This is a genomic window from Rubrobacter tropicus (assembly GCF_011492945.1).
Lineage (GTDB): Bacteria > Actinomycetota > Rubrobacteria > Rubrobacterales > Rubrobacteraceae > Rubrobacter_D > Rubrobacter_D tropicus.
Genome location: NZ_CP045119.1, coordinates 457,671 through 476,830, shown reverse-complemented (window position 1 = coordinate 476,830; position 19,160 = coordinate 457,671). Strand labels below are relative to the sequence as shown.

General features: G+C 67.6%; 17 protein-coding genes and 2 pseudogenes. 15 read left to right on the top strand and 4 right to left on the bottom strand.

Going from position 1 to position 19,160, the window contains the following annotated elements:
* Window positions 1-158 precede the first annotated feature (158 nt).
* Together GBA63_RS02200 and GBA63_RS02195 are read right to left on the bottom strand one after the other, a co-directional pair.
* Entirely contained in the window at window positions 159-1,211 is a 1,053-nt protein-coding gene (locus tag GBA63_RS02200) for an LLM class flavin-dependent oxidoreductase (RefSeq protein WP_166173059.1), read from the bottom strand.
* 84 nt (window positions 1,212-1,295) lie between these two features.
* Window positions 1,296-1,679: a winged helix-turn-helix transcriptional regulator gene (locus GBA63_RS02195; RefSeq protein WP_166173057.1), complete on the bottom strand. Its 384-nt coding sequence runs from the start codon at window positions 1,677-1,679 to the stop codon at window positions 1,296-1,298.
* 97 nt (window positions 1,680-1,776) lie between these two features.
* Here GBA63_RS02195 and GBA63_RS02190 point away from each other — a divergent pair, with 97 nt between their 5' ends.
* Both GBA63_RS02190 and GBA63_RS02185 read left to right on the top strand, forming a co-directional pair.
* Entirely contained in the window at window positions 1,777-2,211 is a 435-nt protein-coding gene (locus GBA63_RS02190) for a DoxX family protein (protein WP_166173055.1), read from the top strand.
* 148 nt (window positions 2,212-2,359) lie between these two features.
* On the top strand, window positions 2,360-3,265 hold the full coding sequence (locus GBA63_RS02185; RefSeq protein WP_166173053.1) for a VOC family protein: 906 nt from the start codon (window positions 2,360-2,362) through the stop codon (window positions 3,263-3,265).
* 131 nt (window positions 3,266-3,396) lie between these two features.
* Here GBA63_RS02185 and GBA63_RS02180 read toward each other — a convergent pair whose 3' ends face one another.
* Window positions 3,397-4,080, bottom strand: coding sequence for a DUF5612 domain-containing protein (locus GBA63_RS02180; protein ID WP_207957033.1), 684 nt, complete (start codon window positions 4,078-4,080; stop codon window positions 3,397-3,399).
* A 273-nt stretch (window positions 4,081-4,353) separates the two neighbouring features.
* On the opposite strand from GBA63_RS02180, the gene GBA63_RS02175 reads away from it, so the two are divergent.
* Window positions 4,354-5,853 carry a tagaturonate epimerase family protein gene (locus GBA63_RS02175; RefSeq protein WP_166173051.1) on the top strand — a complete coding sequence of 500 codons (1,500 nt, stop codon included), beginning with the start codon at window positions 4,354-4,356 and terminating at the stop codon, window positions 5,851-5,853.
* A gap of 114 nt (window positions 5,854-5,967) precedes the next feature.
* Here GBA63_RS02175 and GBA63_RS02170 read toward each other — a convergent pair whose 3' ends face one another.
* On the bottom strand, window positions 5,968-6,999 hold the full coding sequence (locus GBA63_RS02170) for a LacI family DNA-binding transcriptional regulator (RefSeq protein ID WP_166173049.1): 1,032 nt from the start codon (window positions 6,997-6,999) through the stop codon (window positions 5,968-5,970).
* 170 nt (window positions 7,000-7,169) lie between these two features.
* Here GBA63_RS02170 and GBA63_RS02165 point away from each other — a divergent pair, with 170 nt between their 5' ends.
* The 12 genes and pseudogenes from GBA63_RS02165 (at window position 7,170) to GBA63_RS02115 (ending at window position 19,114) form a co-directional block, all read left to right on the top strand.
* On the top strand, window positions 7,170-8,507 hold the full coding sequence (locus GBA63_RS02165) for an ABC transporter substrate-binding protein (RefSeq protein WP_166173047.1): 1,338 nt from the start codon (window positions 7,170-7,172) through the stop codon (window positions 8,505-8,507).
* A 77-nt stretch (window positions 8,508-8,584) separates the two neighbouring features.
* Entirely contained in the window at window positions 8,585-9,544 is a 960-nt protein-coding gene (locus GBA63_RS02160) for a carbohydrate ABC transporter permease (RefSeq protein ID WP_407690828.1), read from the top strand.
* 6 nt (window positions 9,545-9,550) lie between these two features.
* Window positions 9,551-10,435: a carbohydrate ABC transporter permease gene (locus tag GBA63_RS02155; protein ID WP_166173043.1), complete on the top strand. Its 885-nt coding sequence runs from the start codon at window positions 9,551-9,553 to the stop codon at window positions 10,433-10,435.
* 46 nt (window positions 10,436-10,481) lie between these two features.
* Window positions 10,482-10,985, top strand: a pseudogene (locus GBA63_RS23885) (ABC transporter substrate-binding protein); the annotation flags it as partial.
* A 77-nt stretch (window positions 10,986-11,062) separates the two neighbouring features.
* Window positions 11,063-11,779, top strand: a pseudogene (locus GBA63_RS23880) (ABC transporter ATP-binding protein); the annotation flags it as partial.
* Complete coding sequence (locus GBA63_RS02145) at window positions 11,776-13,143, top strand: family 4 glycosyl hydrolase (protein ID WP_166173039.1); 1,368 nt, start codon at window positions 11,776-11,778, stop codon at window positions 13,141-13,143. The pseudogene GBA63_RS23880 and the gene GBA63_RS02145, both read left to right, overlap by 4 nt.
* Before the next feature lie 23 nt (window positions 13,144-13,166).
* On the top strand, window positions 13,167-14,015 hold the full coding sequence (locus GBA63_RS02140; protein WP_166173037.1) for a sugar phosphate isomerase/epimerase family protein: 849 nt from the start codon (window positions 13,167-13,169) through the stop codon (window positions 14,013-14,015).
* A 38-nt stretch (window positions 14,016-14,053) separates the two neighbouring features.
* The gene (locus GBA63_RS02135; protein ID WP_166179738.1) at window positions 14,054-15,217 is read left to right on the top strand and encodes a Gfo/Idh/MocA family protein; all 1,164 of its coding nucleotides are present in this window, start codon (window positions 14,054-14,056) and stop codon (window positions 15,215-15,217) included.
* Window positions 15,210-16,379: a dihydrodipicolinate synthase family protein gene (locus GBA63_RS02130; protein ID WP_166173035.1), complete on the top strand. Its 1,170-nt coding sequence runs from the start codon at window positions 15,210-15,212 to the stop codon at window positions 16,377-16,379. The genes GBA63_RS02135 and GBA63_RS02130 overlap by 8 nt, the downstream gene beginning before the upstream one ends.
* Window positions 16,379-17,221, top strand: a complete 843-nt coding sequence (locus tag GBA63_RS02125; protein WP_166173033.1) for a sugar phosphate isomerase/epimerase family protein — start codon at window positions 16,379-16,381, stop codon at window positions 17,219-17,221. The genes GBA63_RS02130 and GBA63_RS02125 overlap by 1 nt, the downstream gene beginning before the upstream one ends.
* On the top strand, window positions 17,218-18,213 hold the full coding sequence (locus tag GBA63_RS02120) for a hydroxyacid dehydrogenase (RefSeq protein WP_207957031.1): 996 nt from the start codon (window positions 17,218-17,220) through the stop codon (window positions 18,211-18,213). The genes GBA63_RS02125 and GBA63_RS02120 overlap by 4 nt, the downstream gene beginning before the upstream one ends.
* 49 nt (window positions 18,214-18,262) lie before the next feature.
* Entirely contained in the window at window positions 18,263-19,114 is an 852-nt protein-coding gene (locus GBA63_RS02115; protein ID WP_166173031.1) for a sugar phosphate isomerase/epimerase family protein, read from the top strand.
* Window positions 19,115-19,160: the final 46 nt, after the last annotated feature.

The window sequence follows — 19,160 nt, the reverse complement described above, 5'->3', positions numbered from 1 at the left end:
GGCTTCGCCTCCGCTCTCAGCGGTCAGCTTTCTTGTTCTTGCTGAAGGCTGATGGCCCTGCGAAGAGGCCCAACCTCCTTGCAAACCGCTTTAGGCAATATTCACTTGCGTCTAGCGGTCGCAGGTTCGAGTCCTGCAGAGCGCGCTTCGCCTCTTGTTCAGACGGTTGAAGGTTCTTGCACGCTCGTGGATCTCCGACGTTCGAGCTCTCTACGGACGGCGGGGGCGACCTCGGCGCCGAAGAGTTCTATGGCGCGCATAGCCTTGTCGTGGGGCAGGGCGCCGACGCTGATCTGGGCCATGAAGCGCTCGTGGCCGAAGAGCTCGTGCTCGTAGAGGATCTTCTCGACGACCTCCTCGGGGCTACCCACGAGGAGCGCTCCGCGCGGCGAACGTCCCGCCTCGAACTGGCCGCGGCGCATCGGGCCCCAGCCCCGCTCCCGGCCGATGCGGTTCATCATCGCGGCGTAGGTCGGGAAGTACTCGTCGCCTGCCCGCTGAGAGGTTTCGGCCACGTAGGCGTGGGAGTTTATGCTTATGGGCAACCGCCCGGGGTCGTGGCCGGCCTCGCTCGCGGCCTTGCGATAGAGGTCCGCGAGCGGCGCGAAATTTTCGGGCTGGCCGCCGATGATCGCGATCGCGAGCGGCAGGCCGAGGAAGGCGGCCCGGACCACGGACTGCGGGGTCCCGCCGACCGCGATCCAGACCGGCAAAGGGTCCTGGACCGGACGCGGATACACGCCGACGTCCTCCAAGGGCGCGCGGTGCCTTCCAGACCACGTCACCCTCTCGGACTCGCGCAACTTCAGCAGCAGTTCGAGCTTCTCGGCGAACAGCTCGTCGTAGTCGCCGAGATCGTAGCCGAACAGGGGGAACGATTCTATAAACGAGCCGCGGCCGGCCATGATCTCGGCCCTCCCGCCGGAAAGCAGGTCGAGCGTGGCGAAGTCCTGAAAGACGCGGACGGGATCGTCCGAGCTCAAAACCGTAACGGCGCTGCTCAGACGGATGTTCTTCGTGCGCTCGGCCGCCGCTGCGAGCGCCACGGCCGGCGACGAGACCGCGTAGTCCGGGCGGTGATGCTCCCCGACGCCGAAGACGTCGAGCCCGACCTGATCCGCCAGCTCGATCTCCTCGACGAGGTTGCGCAAACGCCCGGCGGGATCCACGCCCGGCCCAACGTCCGCGAAGGTATACAAGCCTAGCTCCATGAAACGTTCCTTTCGGATCTTATCTGCTGCTGGCGTGCGTTTATGGACGTCGGATAAACTCGTCCCACAACCCTTGCGCGCGGATCACGCGGTTTCGGCGGAACGTTCTCCGTCCGGATCGAGACCTTCCGGCTCGATCCACTCTTCCGCCCACCGGGAGAGGCCGTCGACCACCGCGTGGAGCGCCAGCCCCTTCTCCGTCAAACGGTACTCGACCCGAACGGGCCGCTCGGGCACGACGACCCTCTCGACTATCCCCTCGGCCTCGAGCTCCCGCAACCGCTCGGAGAGCATCCTGTTGGAGAGATCGGGTATCGCATCCTGTATCTCACCGAAACGCGAAGCCCCGGCCAGCATCGCCCGCAACACGGCCCCACTCCACCGGCGGCCAACGATCTCGACCGCCCGCTGATACCTCGGACAGAACCTCTCGGAACTCTCTACCCGCTCTTGGTGCATCTCCGCCATCGCACGGAATTTTATCATGACGTCGCACTTGACGTAACCTATATACGAATATATATTCGGTTATGTAAAGTAACTAAAGCCCAAGAGGAGGGTGGAAATGGTAAGCGTCGGTTTGTTGGTGTTGCGTCTGGTGTTGGGTGTGATCTTCGTCGCGCACGGCGCCCAGAAGTTGTTCGGCGCATTCGGGGGCCCGGGGTTGAAGGGCACGGCGGGGTTCCACGGCCAGCTTGGCATAAGGCCGCCTTATCTGATGGCGGTAGTGGCCGGGCTTGCGGAGTTCGTGGGTGGGATCCTTATAGCCGTCGGGTTCCTGACGCCGCTGGCTGCCCTGGCCCTCGTCGCGACGATGGTCGTCGCCACGCTCACGGTGCATCTGAGGAACGGCTTTTTCAGCATGAACGGCGGCTACGAGTACAACCTGGCGCTCGCCGCCATGGCGCTCGCCCTGCTGTTCACCGGCGCCGGCGCCTTCAGCCTCGATGGCATACTCGGCACCCCGAGTCTCGAGAGCGCGCTCGCTATACTCAGGTAATAGAACTCGACGAGAAGCGCGGGCGAATCCCCGCGCTTCTCGTGCGGCGACGGTCGTGCAGGACAGGATAAGGAGAAGGTTTTATGAACATCGCGACAACCGGGGCCTCCGGCCGGCGCGACGGGCAGTTGCGGGGGGTGGTGGCGTAATGGGTTCCGTGAGGCGGGATCGGGCCGGTGACGCGTCGGAGGGGCTTCCCGCGACGCTGCACCTCGGCGCCGTGCGTCTAACGGTAGCCGACCTGGAGCGCTCGCTGGAGTTCTACGTCGAGGTGCTCGGGTTTCGGGTACATCGGCGGCAGGGTAACGAGGCCTATCTCGGCGTAGGCGGGGAGGACATGCTGGTCCTGACGGAGTCGCCGGGGGCGCCGCCGCGACCGCGGGACACGACGGGGCTCTACCACTACGCGATCCTCCAGCCGGACAGGGTCTCCCTGGCGAGGTCCCTCAGGCGGCTTGTGGACAAGGATTACCCGCTGTGGGGGGCTTCCGACCATTTGGTGAGCGAGGCGCTTTACCTGGACGATCCAGACGGGAACGGGATCGAGATCTACCGCGACCGTCCGCGCGACACCTGGCGCTGGCGGGAAAACCTGGTGGAGATGGATACCAGGCGCCTGGACCTCGGCGGCCTGCTCAAGGAGCCCGGCGCCGGGGAACCGTGGGAAGGGCTACCGGCCGGGGCGAGCATAGGCCACGTGCATCTGCACGTTCGGGATCTGGCCGAGGCCGAGCGCTTCTACCACGGCGTCCTGGGCTTCGACGTGGTGGCCCGCTACGGGGGGCAGGCCCTCTTCGTCTCGGCCGGCGGCTACCACCACCACGTAGGCCTCAACACCTGGGCCGGCGCGGGCGCCCCACCACCGCCGGACGGAAGCGCGGGTTTGCGCCTTTTCGAGATCCACCTTCCCGAACCCGCGGACCTCGAAAAGGTGGTCTCGCGCCTGCGGGAGGCCGGGACGGACTTCGAGGAACAGCCGAACGCCGTCTTCCTGCGCGACCACTCGCGCAACGGCATCCGCATAACCTCGGAGGACGCGGCGCAAGGCTCCTGAAGCGGTTTGTGAAGAGGCCCATAAGCCTCTTCGCAAGGCTATCAGCCATCAGCGGTCAGCTTTCAGCAAGAACAAAGTAGCTGACCGCCGAAAGCGGAGGCGAAGCCGCAGCGCGCCGATAGCTGACCGCTCTAATAGCGTCTTCCCCGCTGGCGGGCGATGTCGAAGCGGGCGGAGGAGGAGACGGCCATCACGGCCATGACGCCGCACTGGACGGGGTCGCTGACTACGAGGTCGGCGGCGTCGGGGACGCTGCCCGGCATGTTCAGGGAGAGGACGATGATGCCTTTCTCCCGGATCTCGTACACGGCCTTGGCGACGTCCCCGCCCATCAAGGCGCCCGCGAGCACCAGGGCCACCGCGCGGGGCAACCGGGCCACGGCCCTCGTCGCGGCGGCCAGGTCCTCCTCGCCCACCAGCGGGATGGTGTCGATCGAGATCTTCTCCCCGCGGATGTTGTGGCGGTCGGCCTCGGCGACGGCGCCGATGACCACCTGACCCACCTGGGCGCCGCCGCCGACGACTATGATCCTCTTCCCGTATATCTTCGCGAACGACGGCGCCCGCTCGACCTCCCCGACGATTGGCAGCGCCTCCAGGTCCCGGATCAAGACCTCAGCCGCCGCCTCCGTAACGCCTTCGAGCTCGAAGTAGACCGTGGACCCGTCCTCGCGCCGCTCGGCTATATCGACGTAGGCGATGTTCGCCCCATGCTCCAGAATGACGCTCGTAAGCGCGTGGAGCACCCCCGGCCTTTCGACCGCGCGGACCACAAGCGCAACCGGCGCCGGACGCCCGTCGAGTTCCCCGCTCACCGGCACTCTTTCGAGCCGACGAAGTTGTCTCTTCCGTGACGCACAAACAGAGTTTAGAGCAGAGCGTCGTCCGTCGCTCCGAAAGAGGGCTTCCGTGCGACGCCCGGCGCCGTCAGGTTGACAGATCCTCTCCGTCCTGTACGTTGTTGGTGGTCGAGTCGTCGACCCTGGAACAGGGGAAAGCATCAGGGGTCAACAACCTGATAGAAGAAAGGCCACCCCACGTTCTCGCCCCTCGGCGTGTAACGAAGCGTATATGAAAGGACCTGGATCATGAGCCTCAAACCCGGCGGTCTACGGGCGCTGCGCGACCTGGACGTCCGGTCCGTGAGCGTTGTCGGAGAGGCGGAGGTCGGGCTGTCCCGGGACGGTTCTGAGCCCCGGCTGGCCGCGCTGGCTCCCCCGGATTCGCCGCTGCTGGCGAGGTTGGAGGGCGACCGCGCCCGCCGCGGCGACGAAGTCCTGCTCCTCGGCCCCGCGGGGCCGAAGAACCTGGATGCCCTGCGCGGGGTCCTGCCGTGGCTCGTCCCGCGTCCGCTAGGGTTGGGCACCTCAGCCGGCATGGGCGACAGGCTGGGGTTGGCGACGCCGGGCCACGTGCGGGCTATGCGTTCTTCCGGTGCAGGCATAGGCCCCATCTTCGCCCAGCAGTCCATCCGGGAGATGGAGCGCGCGGGCCGCACGCCGCGGCAGGTGATGGACGACGCGGCGTGGGGCGTCTTCGCTGAGGACTGGCGCGACGGCTTCGGCGCCGACGCGGACCACCTCAAGACGGCCGAACACGTGGACGCCTGCGCCGCGGCCGGTTACACCTTCTTCACCTTCGACCCTGGCGACCGCGTCGACGACCGCGCCGGGACCGCCGACCCGACCGCGCTGCGCGCCCTCTTCGACGGTCTGCCCTGGGACGATCTGGAGGATACCCCGGGAAACCTCCTGGGACGCTACCCGGACGCAAGCCTCTCCCTTGACGGCCACGAAGTCCCCGTTGACGGGGAGTCGGTAGCCCGGGCCGCCGTCAAGTACGGCCGGGCCGTCGTACACGCGGCCTACCTGTACCGGCGGCTTGAGTCGGTAATGGGGAAGCGTGAGTTCGAGGTGGAGGTCTCGGTAGACGAGACCGAGTCGCCAACCACGCACGTCCAGCACCTTTACATAGTCCGCGAGCTCTCCCGACTCGGGGTGCGCTTCGTCAGCCTCGCGCCGCGCCTCGTCGGCTCTTTCGAGAAGGGCGTCGACTACTTGGGCGACGTGGCCGAGTTCGAGAAGGACCTTGCGGTACACGCGGCCATCGCCAGGGAGGCCTCCCCGAACGGCCCGTACAAGCTCAGCCTCCACTCGGGCTCCGACAAGTTCTCCGTCTACCCCGCCTTCGTGCGCCAGACCCGCGGGCTGGCGCACCTCAAGACCGCGGGGACGAGCTACCTGGAGGCGCTCAGGACCGCCGCGGTCCTCGACCCAGCATTTTTCCGCGAGGTCTACGCGCTCGCCCTGGCCCGCTACCCGGAGGACCGCGCGAGCTACCACGTCTCCGCGAACGTGGAGAAGGCCGCCCGTCCCGAAACCGTCGAGGATGCGGAGCTACCATTGCTCCTGGACAGGTTCGACGAGCGCGAGATCCTGCACGTAACCTTCGGCTCGGTGCTCGACGCCGCCGCGCTGGGCGGACGCCTCTTCGAGCTCCTGCGCGAAGACGAGGAAGCCTACGCCGCCAACCTGGAGTCGCACTTCCGCAGACACCTCGCCCCCTTCGCCAGCCCTTCGGGCAGCTAGTCAGCCCGCTCGCTTCGCGAGCTTGTCAGCACGCTTCGGCCTGCTCGTAGCAGGCCTCGCTCTAAGCCCGTCAGCAAAAAGCTGAAGTGCTGACTAGCTGAAATGCTGACCGGCTCAACCTTTCGGCGCTGGGCCGGTGCTGTCGCGTAGGATCAGGCGCGTGGGCAGGCTCTCGACGCGCGGCCCGCCGTCGGCCCCGTCCTCGCGCGGTCTGAGGGCTAGCCTGGCGGCCCTTGCTCCCATCTCGACGAGCGGCAGGCGAACCGTAGTCAACGACGGGACCATGTCGCGGGCTATGGGGAAGTCGTTGAAGCCGGCGACCGAGACCTCTTCGGGCACGGCCACGCCCTTCTCCCGCAGCAGGGCAAGCGCCCCGACGGCCATCAGGTCGTTGGCCGCGAAGACGGCGGTGAGGTCGGGGACCCTGCCAAGGAGCTTACGCATGCTCTCGTAGCCGCCGTCGCGCGTGAAGTCCCCCTCGACCACGCACTCAGGCGGCAGCTCGATGCCGGCTTCGGAGAGCGCGTCCTTGAAGCCTTCCAGCTTGTCCGTCGTGCTCGCGAGGCGCGTCGGGCTGGATATGACCCCGAAGCGCCGGTGCCCGAGACGCGACAGCTCGAGGCCCAGAGCCCTCGCGCCCTTGAAGTTCTCGGGCACCACGTTATCCGCGACGAGGCTGTGGCGCCCGATCAGGGCAACCCTCCCCCCGGAGGACTGGAACGCCGCTATCTGCGCGGCCATCGTCTTGACGTGCCCCTCGTCCTCGAGCCCGCTGCTGGCGAGCAGGATCGCCTCTACCATCTGCGACCTCAATAGCCTGAAGTACGCGAGCTCCCGTTCTGGGTCCCGGTGGGTGTTGCACACGGTCACGAGCCGGTCCGCCTCGTCCGCCACGTGCTGCACCCCCCGCACGACCTCGGAGAAGTAAGGGTCGCTGACGTCCTGGGCCACGACGCCGATGGTCTGCGTCCTGGAACTGACAAGCGCCCTGGCGTGCGCGTTGGGCACGTAATCCAGCTCCCGCGCCGCCTCCAACACCCGCTCCCGCAACTCCGCCGTCACCCCGTACGGGCTGTTGGAGATCACCCGCGAAGCCGTGGCCAGAGAGACCCCGGCCCGCCTGGCGACTTTCGCGAGATTGGCCAACCCGCCCTACCTCCTGAACCATACGCCACACCCGAACGATAAGCTTATCCTACCCCTTTCCTCGCGAAAACAAGTCATCGACCGCCCTCCCGGATCGGGTTGACACCCCAGGAACCGTTTGTTATGTTCCCTGTTTAGAAAACGCTTTCTATCTGTGGGGAGGAAAGCAGGTGTCTGGCATTGGAGGGACCGGTGGTCTTCGGCGGGGGCATACGCGGGCCGATTTTCTGAGGGTTGGCGGGGGCGCGGTGGCCGGGGCTCTGGCGATGGGCCTGGTCGGTTGCGGGGGAGGGGATTCCGCCGGGGGGACCCGGTTGCGGATGACGTGGTGGGGAGAGCAGGGGCGGCACAGGAGGACGCAGGAGGCTTTGCGCGTCTTCGAGAAGAAGAACCCGGGGGTAGAGATCGCCACGGAGCTCTCGGGCGGGGACGGGTACTTCGAGAAGCTGGTCACGCAGGCCACGGGCGGCAACGCGCCGGACGTCTTCCAGTCCGAGCCGAACCAGTTCGCCGAGCTCTCCCAGCGGGGCGGCATCCTGCTCGAGCTCGACCGTTTCGTGCCGGACCTGCTCTCCGTCGAAGGCTGGCCGGAGGAGACGTTAGATCTCGACCGGGTAGGCGGGAAGCTGCTCGGCGTGCCGCTCGGGCTCAACTCGTTCATGTTCATCTACGATGCGGCGGCGTTCCAGAAGGCCGGCGTCAGGGAGGCGGACGAGGGCTGGACGTGGGAGGACTTCGAGAGGATCACCACCGACGTCGGGCGGTCCTCGGGGGGAGAGTACTTCGGCACGGAGGACACCGGCGGGGACGGCTACGTGCTGGAGGTGTGGGTGCGCCAGCGGGGTAGGGAGCTCTTCACCGAGGACGGCCGGCTCGGCTTCGAGAAGTCCGACCTCGCCGACTGGTGGGAGTTCTGGGACCGTCTGAGAGAGAGCGGGGCCGCCGTGCCGGCCGAGGTGCAGGCGCTCTCCACCGGCGACGTCACGGACACGCCGCTCGTCACGGGCAAGGCCGCGGCCGAGTTCGACTTCTCGAACAGGCTCATCGCGTTCTCGGGGCTCGTGGACAAGGGTCTCGGGCACAACGTCATACCAAACGGTCCTTCGGGTTCGCGGTACGGGATGTACCTGCGCCCGGCCCTGACCATGTGCGCCTACTCGCGCACCGAGTACCCGGAGGAGGCGACGAAGGTCATGAACGCGCTGGTCAACGTGCCAGACGTGGCGAGGCCGTTGGGCACCGAGCGGGGGGTACCGCCCTCGCCCGAGATCCGGGAGTTCCTCCTGCCCGACATGGAGGAGATGGAGCGTGAGATCGTCGCCTACGTCGAGCGCGTCGCCGAGGAGCAGGTACCCATGACCATCCAGAGGCCCGTGAACGTCGGGGAGGTGCTGGCCGACACCGGCAGCCTCCTCGAGCGCACCTCCCAGGACATAGCCTTCGGCCGCACGAGCATAGACGAAGGCGTCGACCGGTTCTTCGAGGAGGCGGGGAGGATTCTGTCATGACGCTCTCAGGCAACGCGGACGGGCACGACCCGCGCGCCCTCGCCGTCGGCGGGACCGCCCGCGAGAGGGGCACGGAAGTGGGAGCGCGAGACGACGCCGCGGGCGAGGTCGTGCCCGCCCGACCGCCCTCCGGCGGCCGGAGCCGGCGCCAGCAGGGCGAGAACCTGTGGGGCTACCTGTTCCTCGCTCCGTGGTTTCTCGGGCTCTTCGCGCTCACGCTCGGGCCGATGCTCGCCTCGCTGTACTTCTCGTTCACCGACTTCGACCTCCTGACGGCACCCACGTGGGTGGGCCTGGAGAACTACGTCAGGATGTTCACCGAAGACCCGCGCTACATGCAGTCGCTCAAGGTCACCTTCATCTACGTGGCGCTCTCGGTGCCGCTGGAGCTCGCGTTCGCCCTCCTGGTGGCGGTGCTGCTCAACAGGGGCATCAGGGCGCTCGGGACCTACCGGGCCATCTACTACCTGCCCTCGCTCCTGGGCGGGAGCGTGGCCATCGCCATCATGTGGCGGCAGGTCTTCGGCGGCGACGGGCTCTTCAACCAGTTCCTGGCGCTCCTGGGTTGGGAGACCGCCCCGAGCTGGATCTCCACGCCGGGGACAGCCCTCTACACGCTGGTGCTCCTGAGGGTGTGGCAGTTCGGCTCGCCAATGGTCATCTTCCTGGCGGGCCTCAGGCAGATCCCGCAGGAACTCTACGACGCCGCGGCCGTGGACGGGGCGGGCAAGGTGTCCCGGTTCTTGAGGATAACGATCCCGCTCCTAACCCCGATCATCTTCTTCAACCTCGTCCTGCAGCTCATCCGGGCCTTCCAGGCCTTCACGCCGGCCTTCATAGTCTCCGGCGGCTCCGGCGGTCCCTCGGACTCGACGCTGTTTTACACGCTCTACCTCTACCAGGAGGGCTTCGCCAACTTCCGGATGGGCTACGCGGCGGCGATGGCGTGGGTCCTGCTCCTGATCATAGGCACCTTTACGGCGGCCAACTTCCTCATGAGCCGCTACTGGGTCCACTACGAAGACGACGGAAGGTAGGAGGAGATGGCGACGCAAAGCGCGGCACCGACGGAAGCGCCGGCGGGCAAGCGGGGGGCGGGGGCCGGCTGGCGGGCCCTGACCTTGCACGCCCTGCTCATCGGGGGGGCCGTGATCATGCTCTACCCCCTGCTTTGGATGTTCGCGAGCTCCCTCAAGCCGGCCGACCAGATCTTCAGCGACCTGTCCCTGATCCCGAGGGAGATCGTGCTCTCTAACTACGTGGACGGTTGGTTCGGTGCCGGGACGCCCTTCAGCGGCTTCTTCCTTAACTCCTTCGTCGTGTGCGCCGGGGCCGTTGTGGGCAACGTCTTCGCCTGCTCGATGGCGGCCTACGCCTTCGCCAGGCTCGACTTCCGCTTCAAGGGCTTCTGGTTCGCGATGATGCTTCTCACCATCATGCTGCCCCAGCACGTCACCCTGATCCCGCAGTACACGCTCTTCCTCAACCTCGACTGGGTCAACACGTTCCTGCCCCTGATCGTGCCGAAGTTCCTCGCCACGGACGCCTTTTTCATCTTCCTCATGGTCCAGTTCATAAGGGGGATCCCGAGGGAGCTGGACGACGCGGCGAAGGTGGACGGTTGCGGGCCGTTCTCCGTGTACTGGCGCATCATCGTCCCGCTCCTTTTGCCGGCGCTGGTGACGACGGCGATCTTTACCTTCCTGTGGACCTACGACGACTTCTTCAGCCAGCTCATCTACCTCTCGGACACCGCGCTCTACACGGTGCCGCTGGGCTTGAGGCTGTTCCTCGACTCCACCGGAGACTCGCAGTGGGGGCCGATGTTCGCGATGAGCGTCCTCTCGCTCGCGCCCACGTTCCTGTTCTTCCTGTTCTTCCAGCGCCTGATCGTGGAGGGCATCTCCACCACGGGCCTGAAAGGCTGAGCCTGTGGAGAAGACGAGCCAAAGACCAGAGAACCTTGGAGGAATTATGCAAAACACGTTGACCCGGAAGCAGGTGCTCAAGGGGGGCGGCGCGGTCCTGGCCGGCCTCTACGCGTCTGGGCTTTTGGCCGGCTGCGCCGGCAGCGGCGCCGGCGGGACGCAGATGCGCATGACCTGGTGGGGCTCGACGGTGCGCCACGAGAGGACGAGGGAGGCCCTCAAGCTCTTCGAGAAGAACAACTCGGGGGTCAAGATCACGCCCGAGCCCATCGGCGACTTCGACGAGTACTGGAACAAGCTCGCCACCCAGGCCTCCGGCGGCAACGCCCCGGACGTCATCCAGACCGACTACCGTTACCTGACGGAGTACGCCGGTCGCGGCGTACTCATGGAGCTCGACGAGTACATACCGGACGAGATCAACCTCCAGAACTTCGATCGGGGGCAGATAGAGAACGGCCAGATCGACGGCAAGACCTACGCGCTCTCCTTCGGGGACAACGCGCAGATAGTCGCCTACGACGTGGCGCGCTTCGAGGACGCAGGCATGGAGCCCCGAACGACTCCTGGACCTGGGACGACCTCGCCCGGACCGCCGGGCAGCTCTCGGGGGCAGGCGGGGAAGAGTTCTACGGGGTCGAGGACGCGGGTGGTGTGGAGCCCGTGCTCGAGATCTTCACCATCCAGAGGGGCCAGAGCCTCTACGACGGCACCAGCCTCGGCTTCGACGAGGAGACCTACAGGGAGTGGCTGACGTTCTGGGACGACCTGCGCCGCTCCGGTGCCGCCGCGCCCGGCGACCTGCAGGCGACCGACACGGGGGACCTCAACACGACGCTCCTGATCCGGGGCAAGGCCGCCATGGAGTTCGCCTTCTCCAACCAGTACACGGGCCTGGCGGAGCTTACCGAGAGGGAGCTCGACCTGACCACGATACCGAGCGGCGCCGAGCCCGGCATATACCTCAAGCCCTCCCAGCTCCTGAGCGGTTACTCGCGCAGCGACTACCAGGAGGAGGTCGTCCAACTCATAGACTTCTTCCTCAACGACAAGGAGGCGAACAGGATCCTCGGCACCGAGCGCGGCATCTCGGGCAACTCGGAGATCCGCGAGATGCTGCGCAGCGAGGTCCCCGAGACGGAGCAGAAGGTCTTCGACTACCTCGCCTCCGTCCGCCAGGACGCCGCGCCCCTGCCCCCTCCCCCGCCGATGGGAGCGGGCGAGATCGAGGAGATCCTGCTCCGCACCAACCAGGACGTAGCCTTCGGCCGGTCGAACGTCGACCAGGCCGTCGACCAGTTCTTTACCGAGGCCGAGAGCGCCCTCGAGAAGGCCAACCGGTGAGCGAGGGTAAAGCGGCACCGAAGATAGCCGTCGTCGGGGGCGGCAGCTACCAGTGGGGGCCGAAGATAATAGAAGACGTCGCCCTGAACGAGGACCTGTCGGGGAGCACGCTCACCCTCCACGACCTCGACCCCGAGGCCCTTGAAGACCTCTATCGCCTGGGTGAACGCATGGTCTCCCTCTCCGGCGCAGACCTCGCGCTGGAGAAGACTACCGTGCTGGAGGAGGCCCTCGCCGGGGCGGACTTCGTGGTGCTCTGCATCTCCACCGGCGGCCTCGACACGATGGCGCTCGACCTCGAGATACCGGCCCGATACGGCGTGGTGCAGACGGTCGGGGACACGGTAGGCCCGGGCGGCGTGTTCCGCGCCCTGCGGAACATCCCAGTCGTCGTCGGCATCGCCCGCGCGATGGAGGAGCACTGCCCGGACGCGGTTATGCTCAACCTCACCAACCCGATGACGACGCTCACCAGGGCCGTCACGAAGGCGACCTCCGTGCGCTGCGTCGGCCTCTGCCACGAGCTCTTCTCGACCCTGGCCATGCTCTCCGAGATGTTCGACGTTCCGGAAGAAGAGGTTGGCGTGGGCGTAGCCGGCGTCAACCACTTTATCTGGATCACGGCCGTCTCCGCCCGCGGGCGGGACGTCACGGGAGAAGCGTTCCGGCGCGTCGCGGGCGGCGAGGCGCGCGAGCGGGCGCTGGGGAGGTCGTCCTCCGGCGACCCGTTCGTGAACACCTGGGGCATGAGGACCGAGCTGTGCCGCACGCACGGCTACCTGCCCGCGGCGGGCGACCGACACGTCTGCGAGTTCGTCCCCGGCTACCTGGAGAGCGATGAGGAGCGCGGGCGGCTCGACCTCAGGATCACGACGATGGAGACCCGGCGCGAGAAGCTCGCCGCCGCCAGGGAGAAGACGCGCAGGATGGCCTCCGGCGAAGAGCCCATCCCCCTCGAGCGCTCGCGGGAGGAGATCTCCGACATCATCGCCGCGATGACGACGGGCAGGACATCCGTCAACATAATGAACCTGCCAAACAACGGCCAGCTCCGCGGCGTCCCGGATGGTGCGGTGGTCGAGACCTTCGGCGCGGTCGGCGGACTCGGGGCCTCGGGCGTCGCGTTCGGGGAGCTCCCGCCCGAAGTCGCGGCCCTCGTCCACCCGCACGTCTGGAACGCCGAGGTGATCGTCGACGCGGCCCTGGCCGGGGACCGGGACCTCGCCTACAGGGCCTTCGCGAACGACCCCCTCGTCGGCCACAGGCCAGGCGCGAGGGAGATGTTCGATGAGATGTTCGAGGCCCAGTCGGAGTACCTGTCCCATTTCGAGGAACCCTCCGGGCTCACCGCCGGCCCCCGCTAGGACACGACGAAAGGAGAGAACAGGTGCGCCTGTGCGTGATCACTGACGAAATCTCCCAGGATCTTGCCCACGCCCTCGACGTCTGCGAGGACCTTGGCGTGAGCACGGTCGAGCTGCGCGCCGTCGGCGGCGAGAACGTTGTCTCCCAAAACGAGGATAGCCTGACCGAGATGAAGTCGCTCCTCGACGCCAGGGGGATACGCGTCGGCGGGATAGCCTCGCCGCTCTTCAAGTGCCACCTCGACGGTAGCGGGGAGCCGGGAGGCGCCACGCACTTCGCCTCGCCGGCGGCCAGGGACGAGCAGTGGCAGGTCCTCGAACGCTCCTTCGACGTCGCCCGCCTCTTCGATGCCCCGCTGGTGCGGGCGTTCTCGTTCTGGCGGGTCGAGAGGCCTGACGAGGTGCGGGAGGAGGTCTCGGAGGCGCTGGCCGAAGCAGCCAGGAGAACGGAGGCTGCCGGCCTCACTTTGGGCATCGAGAACGAGCACGCCTGCAACCTGGCCACGGGCAAGGAGACCGGCTGGGTCCTCGACCGCGTGCGGTCGCCGGCGCTCGGCGTGATCTGGGACCCCGGCAACGAGGCGGCCATGAGCTCACGGCCCTTCCCCGAAGGCTACGCCCACGTCCGCGACCGCGTAGTCCACGTCCACCTCAAGGACGTGGACGAGAGAGGCGACTGGACGAAGATGGGCTCGGGCGTAATAGATTACGTTGGCCAGCTTCGCGCCCTCGCCGATGACGGGTACGCCGGCCTGCTCTCCCTCGAAACCCACTACGAGACTGCCCGGGGCGGCCTCGAAGGCGCCACCCGGGAGTCGCTCGCCGAGATCCGGGTCCTCTGCAAAGAGGCCGGCGTGGAGCTGGAGGCGTAGCCGTGGCGTCGCCTTCGGGACGCAGGATCGGCATCATAATGAACGGCGTCACGGGGAGGATGGGAACCCGCCAGCACCTCGCGCGCTCCATCGTCGCCATCAGGAAGCAGGGCGGGGTCGCGCTGCCCGGCGGCGAGACGCTTATGCCCGATCCGATCCTCGTCGGGCGCAACGAGAAGAAGCTGCGCACCCTGGCCGAGGCGCACGGAGTCGGGCGCTGGAGCACGGACCTCGAGGGGTGCCTGGCAGATCCCGATACGGAGATCTACTTCGACTCCCAGACAACGACCCGCAGGGTGGAGGCCGTTCGCCAGGCCATAGAAGCGGGCAAGCACGTCTACTGCGAGAAGCCGACCGCAACGAGCCTGGATGAAGCCCTGGACCTCGCCAGCCTGGCCCGCGAGCGGGGCGTCAAGCACGGCGTAGTCCAGGACAAGCTCTTTTTGCCTGGCCTGCTCAAGCTGAGGCGTCTCGTCGACGAGGGCTTCTTCGACCGCGTCCTCTCGGTGCGGGGCGAGTTCGGCTACTGGGTCTTCGAGGGGGAGGGCCGTCCCTCGCAGAGGCCGTCCTGGAACTACCGCGCGGAGGACGGGGGCGGGATCATCGTGGACATGCTCCCCCACTGGCGCTACGTCCTGGACAACCTGCTCGGCCCGATCAAGGCCCTTTCCTGCCTCGGGGCGACCCACATCCCCGAACGCCGGGACGAGGCCGGCGCCCCGTACGAGGCGACGGCCGACGACGCGGCCTACGCGACCTTCGAGCTGGAGGGGGGCATAGTCGCGCACTTCAACTCCTCGTGGTGCGTGCGCGTCAACCGGGACGAACTCTTCGAGTTGCAGGTCGACGGCACGGAGGGAAGCGCGGTCGCGGGCCTGCGCGACTGCAAGGCCCAGCACCGGGCCAACACGCCGAAGGCCGTCTGGAACCCCGACCTGCCCGACACGAACGACTACCGCTCGCAGTGGTTCGATATCCCTCAGGACGACGAGCCGGAGAACGCGTTCAAGATCCAGTGGGAGATGTTCCTAAAACACGTGGTCGCCGACGACCCGTTCCCCTACGACCTGCTCGAAGGCGCCAGGGGCGTGCAACTGGCCGAGCTCGGCCTGCAGTCCTGGAGGGAGCGGCGCTGGCTAGACGTCCCCGAACTCGAGGCGCGGCCGTCGCGGGAGCCCGAGAGGGAGCTGGGCCGTGCTTAAAGAACTAACGCTCCCGCGCGCCGACGGGTCGCTGAAACCATACATACCCCACGGAGAACCGCTACCCATCGTGCCCGCCGCGCCGCCGCGGACGCGGGTCGCCTACGCCGCGGCCCACGTCGTCGCCGACCCTTTGGCAGACAACGACCCGACGCTCAGGGTAGCTCTAGACTGGGGGGCTACGCTCGCCTACAGGCGTCACCTTTGGTCCCTGGGCCTCTCCGTGGCAGAGGCGATGGACACGGCCCAGAGGGGGATGGGCCTCGACTGGGAGACGTCGGGGGAGTTGATACGGCGCTCCGTCGCCGAGGCCCGCGCGGAGGGCGCCAAAGACCGCATAGCCTGCGGCGCCGGCACGGACCACCTAGATCAGAACCAGGCAAGCTCCCTCGTGGACGTAGAAAGGGCTTATGAGGAACAGTGCGCCTCCGTCGAGAGCGCGGGCGGGCGCGTCATCCTGATGGCGAGCCGGGCGCTGGCCGCCGCCGCCCGCGGCCCCGAAGACTACGCCAGGGTCTACGGGAACGTGCTCTCGGCGGTCTCGGAACCCGTAGTCCTGCACTGGCTCGGGGAAGCTTTCGACCCCGCCTTGAAGGGTTACTGGGGCCACGACGACCTCGACCTCGCGATGGAGTCGTGCCTCGGCATCATCGGGGAGCACGCGCCCAAGATCGAGGGCATAAAAGTCTCCCTGCTCGACGCCGAGCGCGAGGTCGCTATGCGCCGCCGGCTGCCCGAGGGCGTGAGAATGTACTCCGGCGACGACTTCGACTACCCCGGCCTCATCCTTGGCGACGAGGAGGGCTACTCCGACGCCCTGCTCGGCGTCTTCGACGCCATAGCACCCGCCGCGTCCCTCGCCCTGCGCGCCCTGGACGAGGGCGACGAAGAACGCTACGGGGAGGTACTCTCCCCCACCGTCCCCCTTGCCCGCCACGTCTTCCGGTCGCCAACCCGCTTCTACAAGACAGGCGTCGTCTTCCTCGCTTACCTGAACGGCCACCAGGACCACTTCCGCATGGTCGGGGGGCTCGAAGGGGCGAGATCCATCATCCACCTCTCCGAGATTTTCGTGCTGGCCGACCGGGCCGGGCTGTTGGCCGACCCCGAGCAGTCCGCCGGAAGGATGCGGCCCGTGCTGGCGCTGGCTGGCGTCTCCTGATGACAGGCCTCTCACGGCTCAGCCTCAACCAGGCAACGACGAAACGGTGGGGCGTGCGCGAGGCGGCCGAGGGCTGCGCGCGGGCCGGGATACCCTGGATCGGACTGTGGCGCGACAAGGTGGCCGAAACGGGCCTGGAAGAGAGCGCCAGCATCGTGCGGGAGACGGGCCTGAAGGTCTCGAGCCTCTGCCGCGGCGGCATGTTCCCGGCCACCACGAAGCGGGAGCGATTAGACCGCCTCGACGACAACCGCCGCGCGGTGGACGAGGCCGCCACCCTCGGCACGGACGTGCTCGTGCTGGTCTGCGGCGCGGCCCCAGGCAGGGACCTCAGGGCAGCCAGGGACGAGGTAGAAGAGGCCATAGAAACCCTGGCGCCTTACGCCGACGAGGCGGGGATCAACCTGGGGATAGAGCCTCTGCATCCCGCCTTCGCCGCCGACCGCTCCGTCGTCTGCACCCTGGGCGAGGCGAACGGCATAGTCAGACGGGTCGGCTCGCCACGGGTCGGGGTCGTCATTGACGCCTACCACGTGTGGTGGGACGCGGATCTCTACACCGAAATAGGGCGGGCGTCCGGAAGCATTCTCGGGTTTCACGTGGACGACTGGCCCAGGGGAGGCGGGGACCCGCTTCTCTCCCGCGGCATGATGGGCGACGGCGTGATCGGGCTTCGCCGGATGCGCGAGGCGGTCGAAGACGCGGGCTACGAAGGCCCCGTGGAGGTCGAGATCTTCAACGAGGCGATCTGGGCGAAGCCCGGCGAAGAGGTCCTCGAAACTATGAAGCGTCGCTACCTGGAGCACGTGCTCGGCGAGGTGCCCGCGGGAGGTTCTGCGTGAAGCCCCGCGCCCTGTACGTTCTCAGGCCAGACGCCTTCGCCGGGGTCTACGGCGGGCCCGAGAGGGCGGACATCGAGGAGATGGTGGACGTCTATGCCCCGCCGCAGACCGCCGAGTCCGTCGCGGAGGACCCGGGGTTACTGGCCGGGGCGGAGGTGATCCTCTCCGGCTGGGGAGCCCCGGTCATGGATGCGGCTTTCCTGAAGGCGGCCCCAGGTCTCGAAGCCGTCTTCTACGGGGCCGGGTCCGTCCGCCACTTCGTCACGGATGAGCTCTGGGAGAGGAATGTCCGCGTGGTCAGCGCCTACGCGGCCAACGCCGCTCCGGTCGCGGAATATGCCCTGGCTGCCGTCCTGTTCTCCCTGAAGCGCGTCTGGCACCTCGCCGCCGCCGTCAGGCGGGAGCGGGGTTTCCCGCCGCGCGTGGGGATACCAGGCGCCTACGGGAGCACGGTCGGGATCGTCTCCCTCGGCGCCACCGGACGCCTGCTGCGTAAGCGCCTCGAACCCTTCGACCTGCGCGTGGTGGCCCACGACCCCTACGTAACGGAAGAAGAGGCGGCCGGCCTGGGCGTCGAGCTCGTTCCGCTGGAAGAGCTGTTCGCGACGTCGGACGTCGTCTCGCTGCACACGCCCTGGCTGCAGGAGACGGAGGGCATGGTCGAGGGCGCCCACCTCGCCTCCATGAAACCGGACGCCACGTTTATCAACACCTCGCGCGGGGCCGTCGTGCGGGAGGCCGAGATGGTCTCCGTGCTCGCGGAGAGGCCCGACCTCCAGGCGGTCCTCGACGTGACGCATCCCGAGCCGCCTGAGCCCGGCTCCCCCCTCTACGACCTGCCCAACGTCGTGCTCACGCCGCACATCGCCGGCTCCCAGGGCGCCGAGCGCAGGCGCATGGGCCGCCTCGTGGTGGACGAGTTGCGCCGGTACGTGGGCGGGGATCCCCTGCAGCACGAGGTGACCAGGGAGAGGGAGGCCCTGATGGCCTGACGAGGCGGGGCCCGAAGAGCTGTAGATCGGAGAGCCGAAGAGGAGGTTCATGAAGGTAGGAGTCTTTACGGTGGGTCTGCCGGACCTGACGCCCGAGGAGGCCGCGCGCGAGATAAAGGACGCCGGCTACGACGGCGTGGAGTGGCGCGTCACCCGCGTCCCGGACGAGGTCCGATACGAAGAGCCCTCGTTCTGGGGCAACAACCTCTGCACCCTGGCGCCCACGGAGGAGGAGGCCAGCAGGGCGCGCCGCGTGTCGGAGGAGGCCGGCCTCGAGGTGCCAGGGATCGGCACCTACGTCGCCGTGGGCGACATCGAAGCCGCGGAGGAGGCGATGCGCTTCGCCCGGACCGCGGGCGCCCCGCAGGTGCGGGTGGGCGTCGGGGCCCCGGATGGATCTTCTTACGAAGAACTGTTCTCTGTGGCTAAGGAGTTCCTGAGGGGGGTCGAAGACCTGGCCGGGTCGCACGGGGTCAAGGCGCTCGTGGAGATCCACCACAAGACCATCTGCCCGAGCGCCTCGCTCGCCCACAGGCTGGTCTCTGCCTTCGATCCCGACCTCGTTGGCGTCATCTTCGACCCGGGCAACATGGCCCAGGAGGGCTTCGAGGACTACCGCATCGGCGCTGAGCTTCTGGGCCCGTACCTGGCGCACGTCCACATCAAGAACGCCGCATTCGAGCGGCCAGAGGGGGGCGGCGTGTGGAGGCCCCGCTGGTCGCCGCTGGAGGACGGGGTGGTGGACTTCGGTGGGGTCTTCGAGGCCCTGGAGGGCGTCGGCTACGACGGGTGGCTCGTGATCGAGGACTTCAGCGACGCCCGCCCGAGCCGCGAGGCCCTGAGGCACAACCTGGGCTTCGTCCGGACGTTCCTGGAGAGGGCCGGCGCGGGGAGGATCTGAGCTGGCCGGTGGCGGACGCGGGAGCGTAGACCGACCGATAGACGGA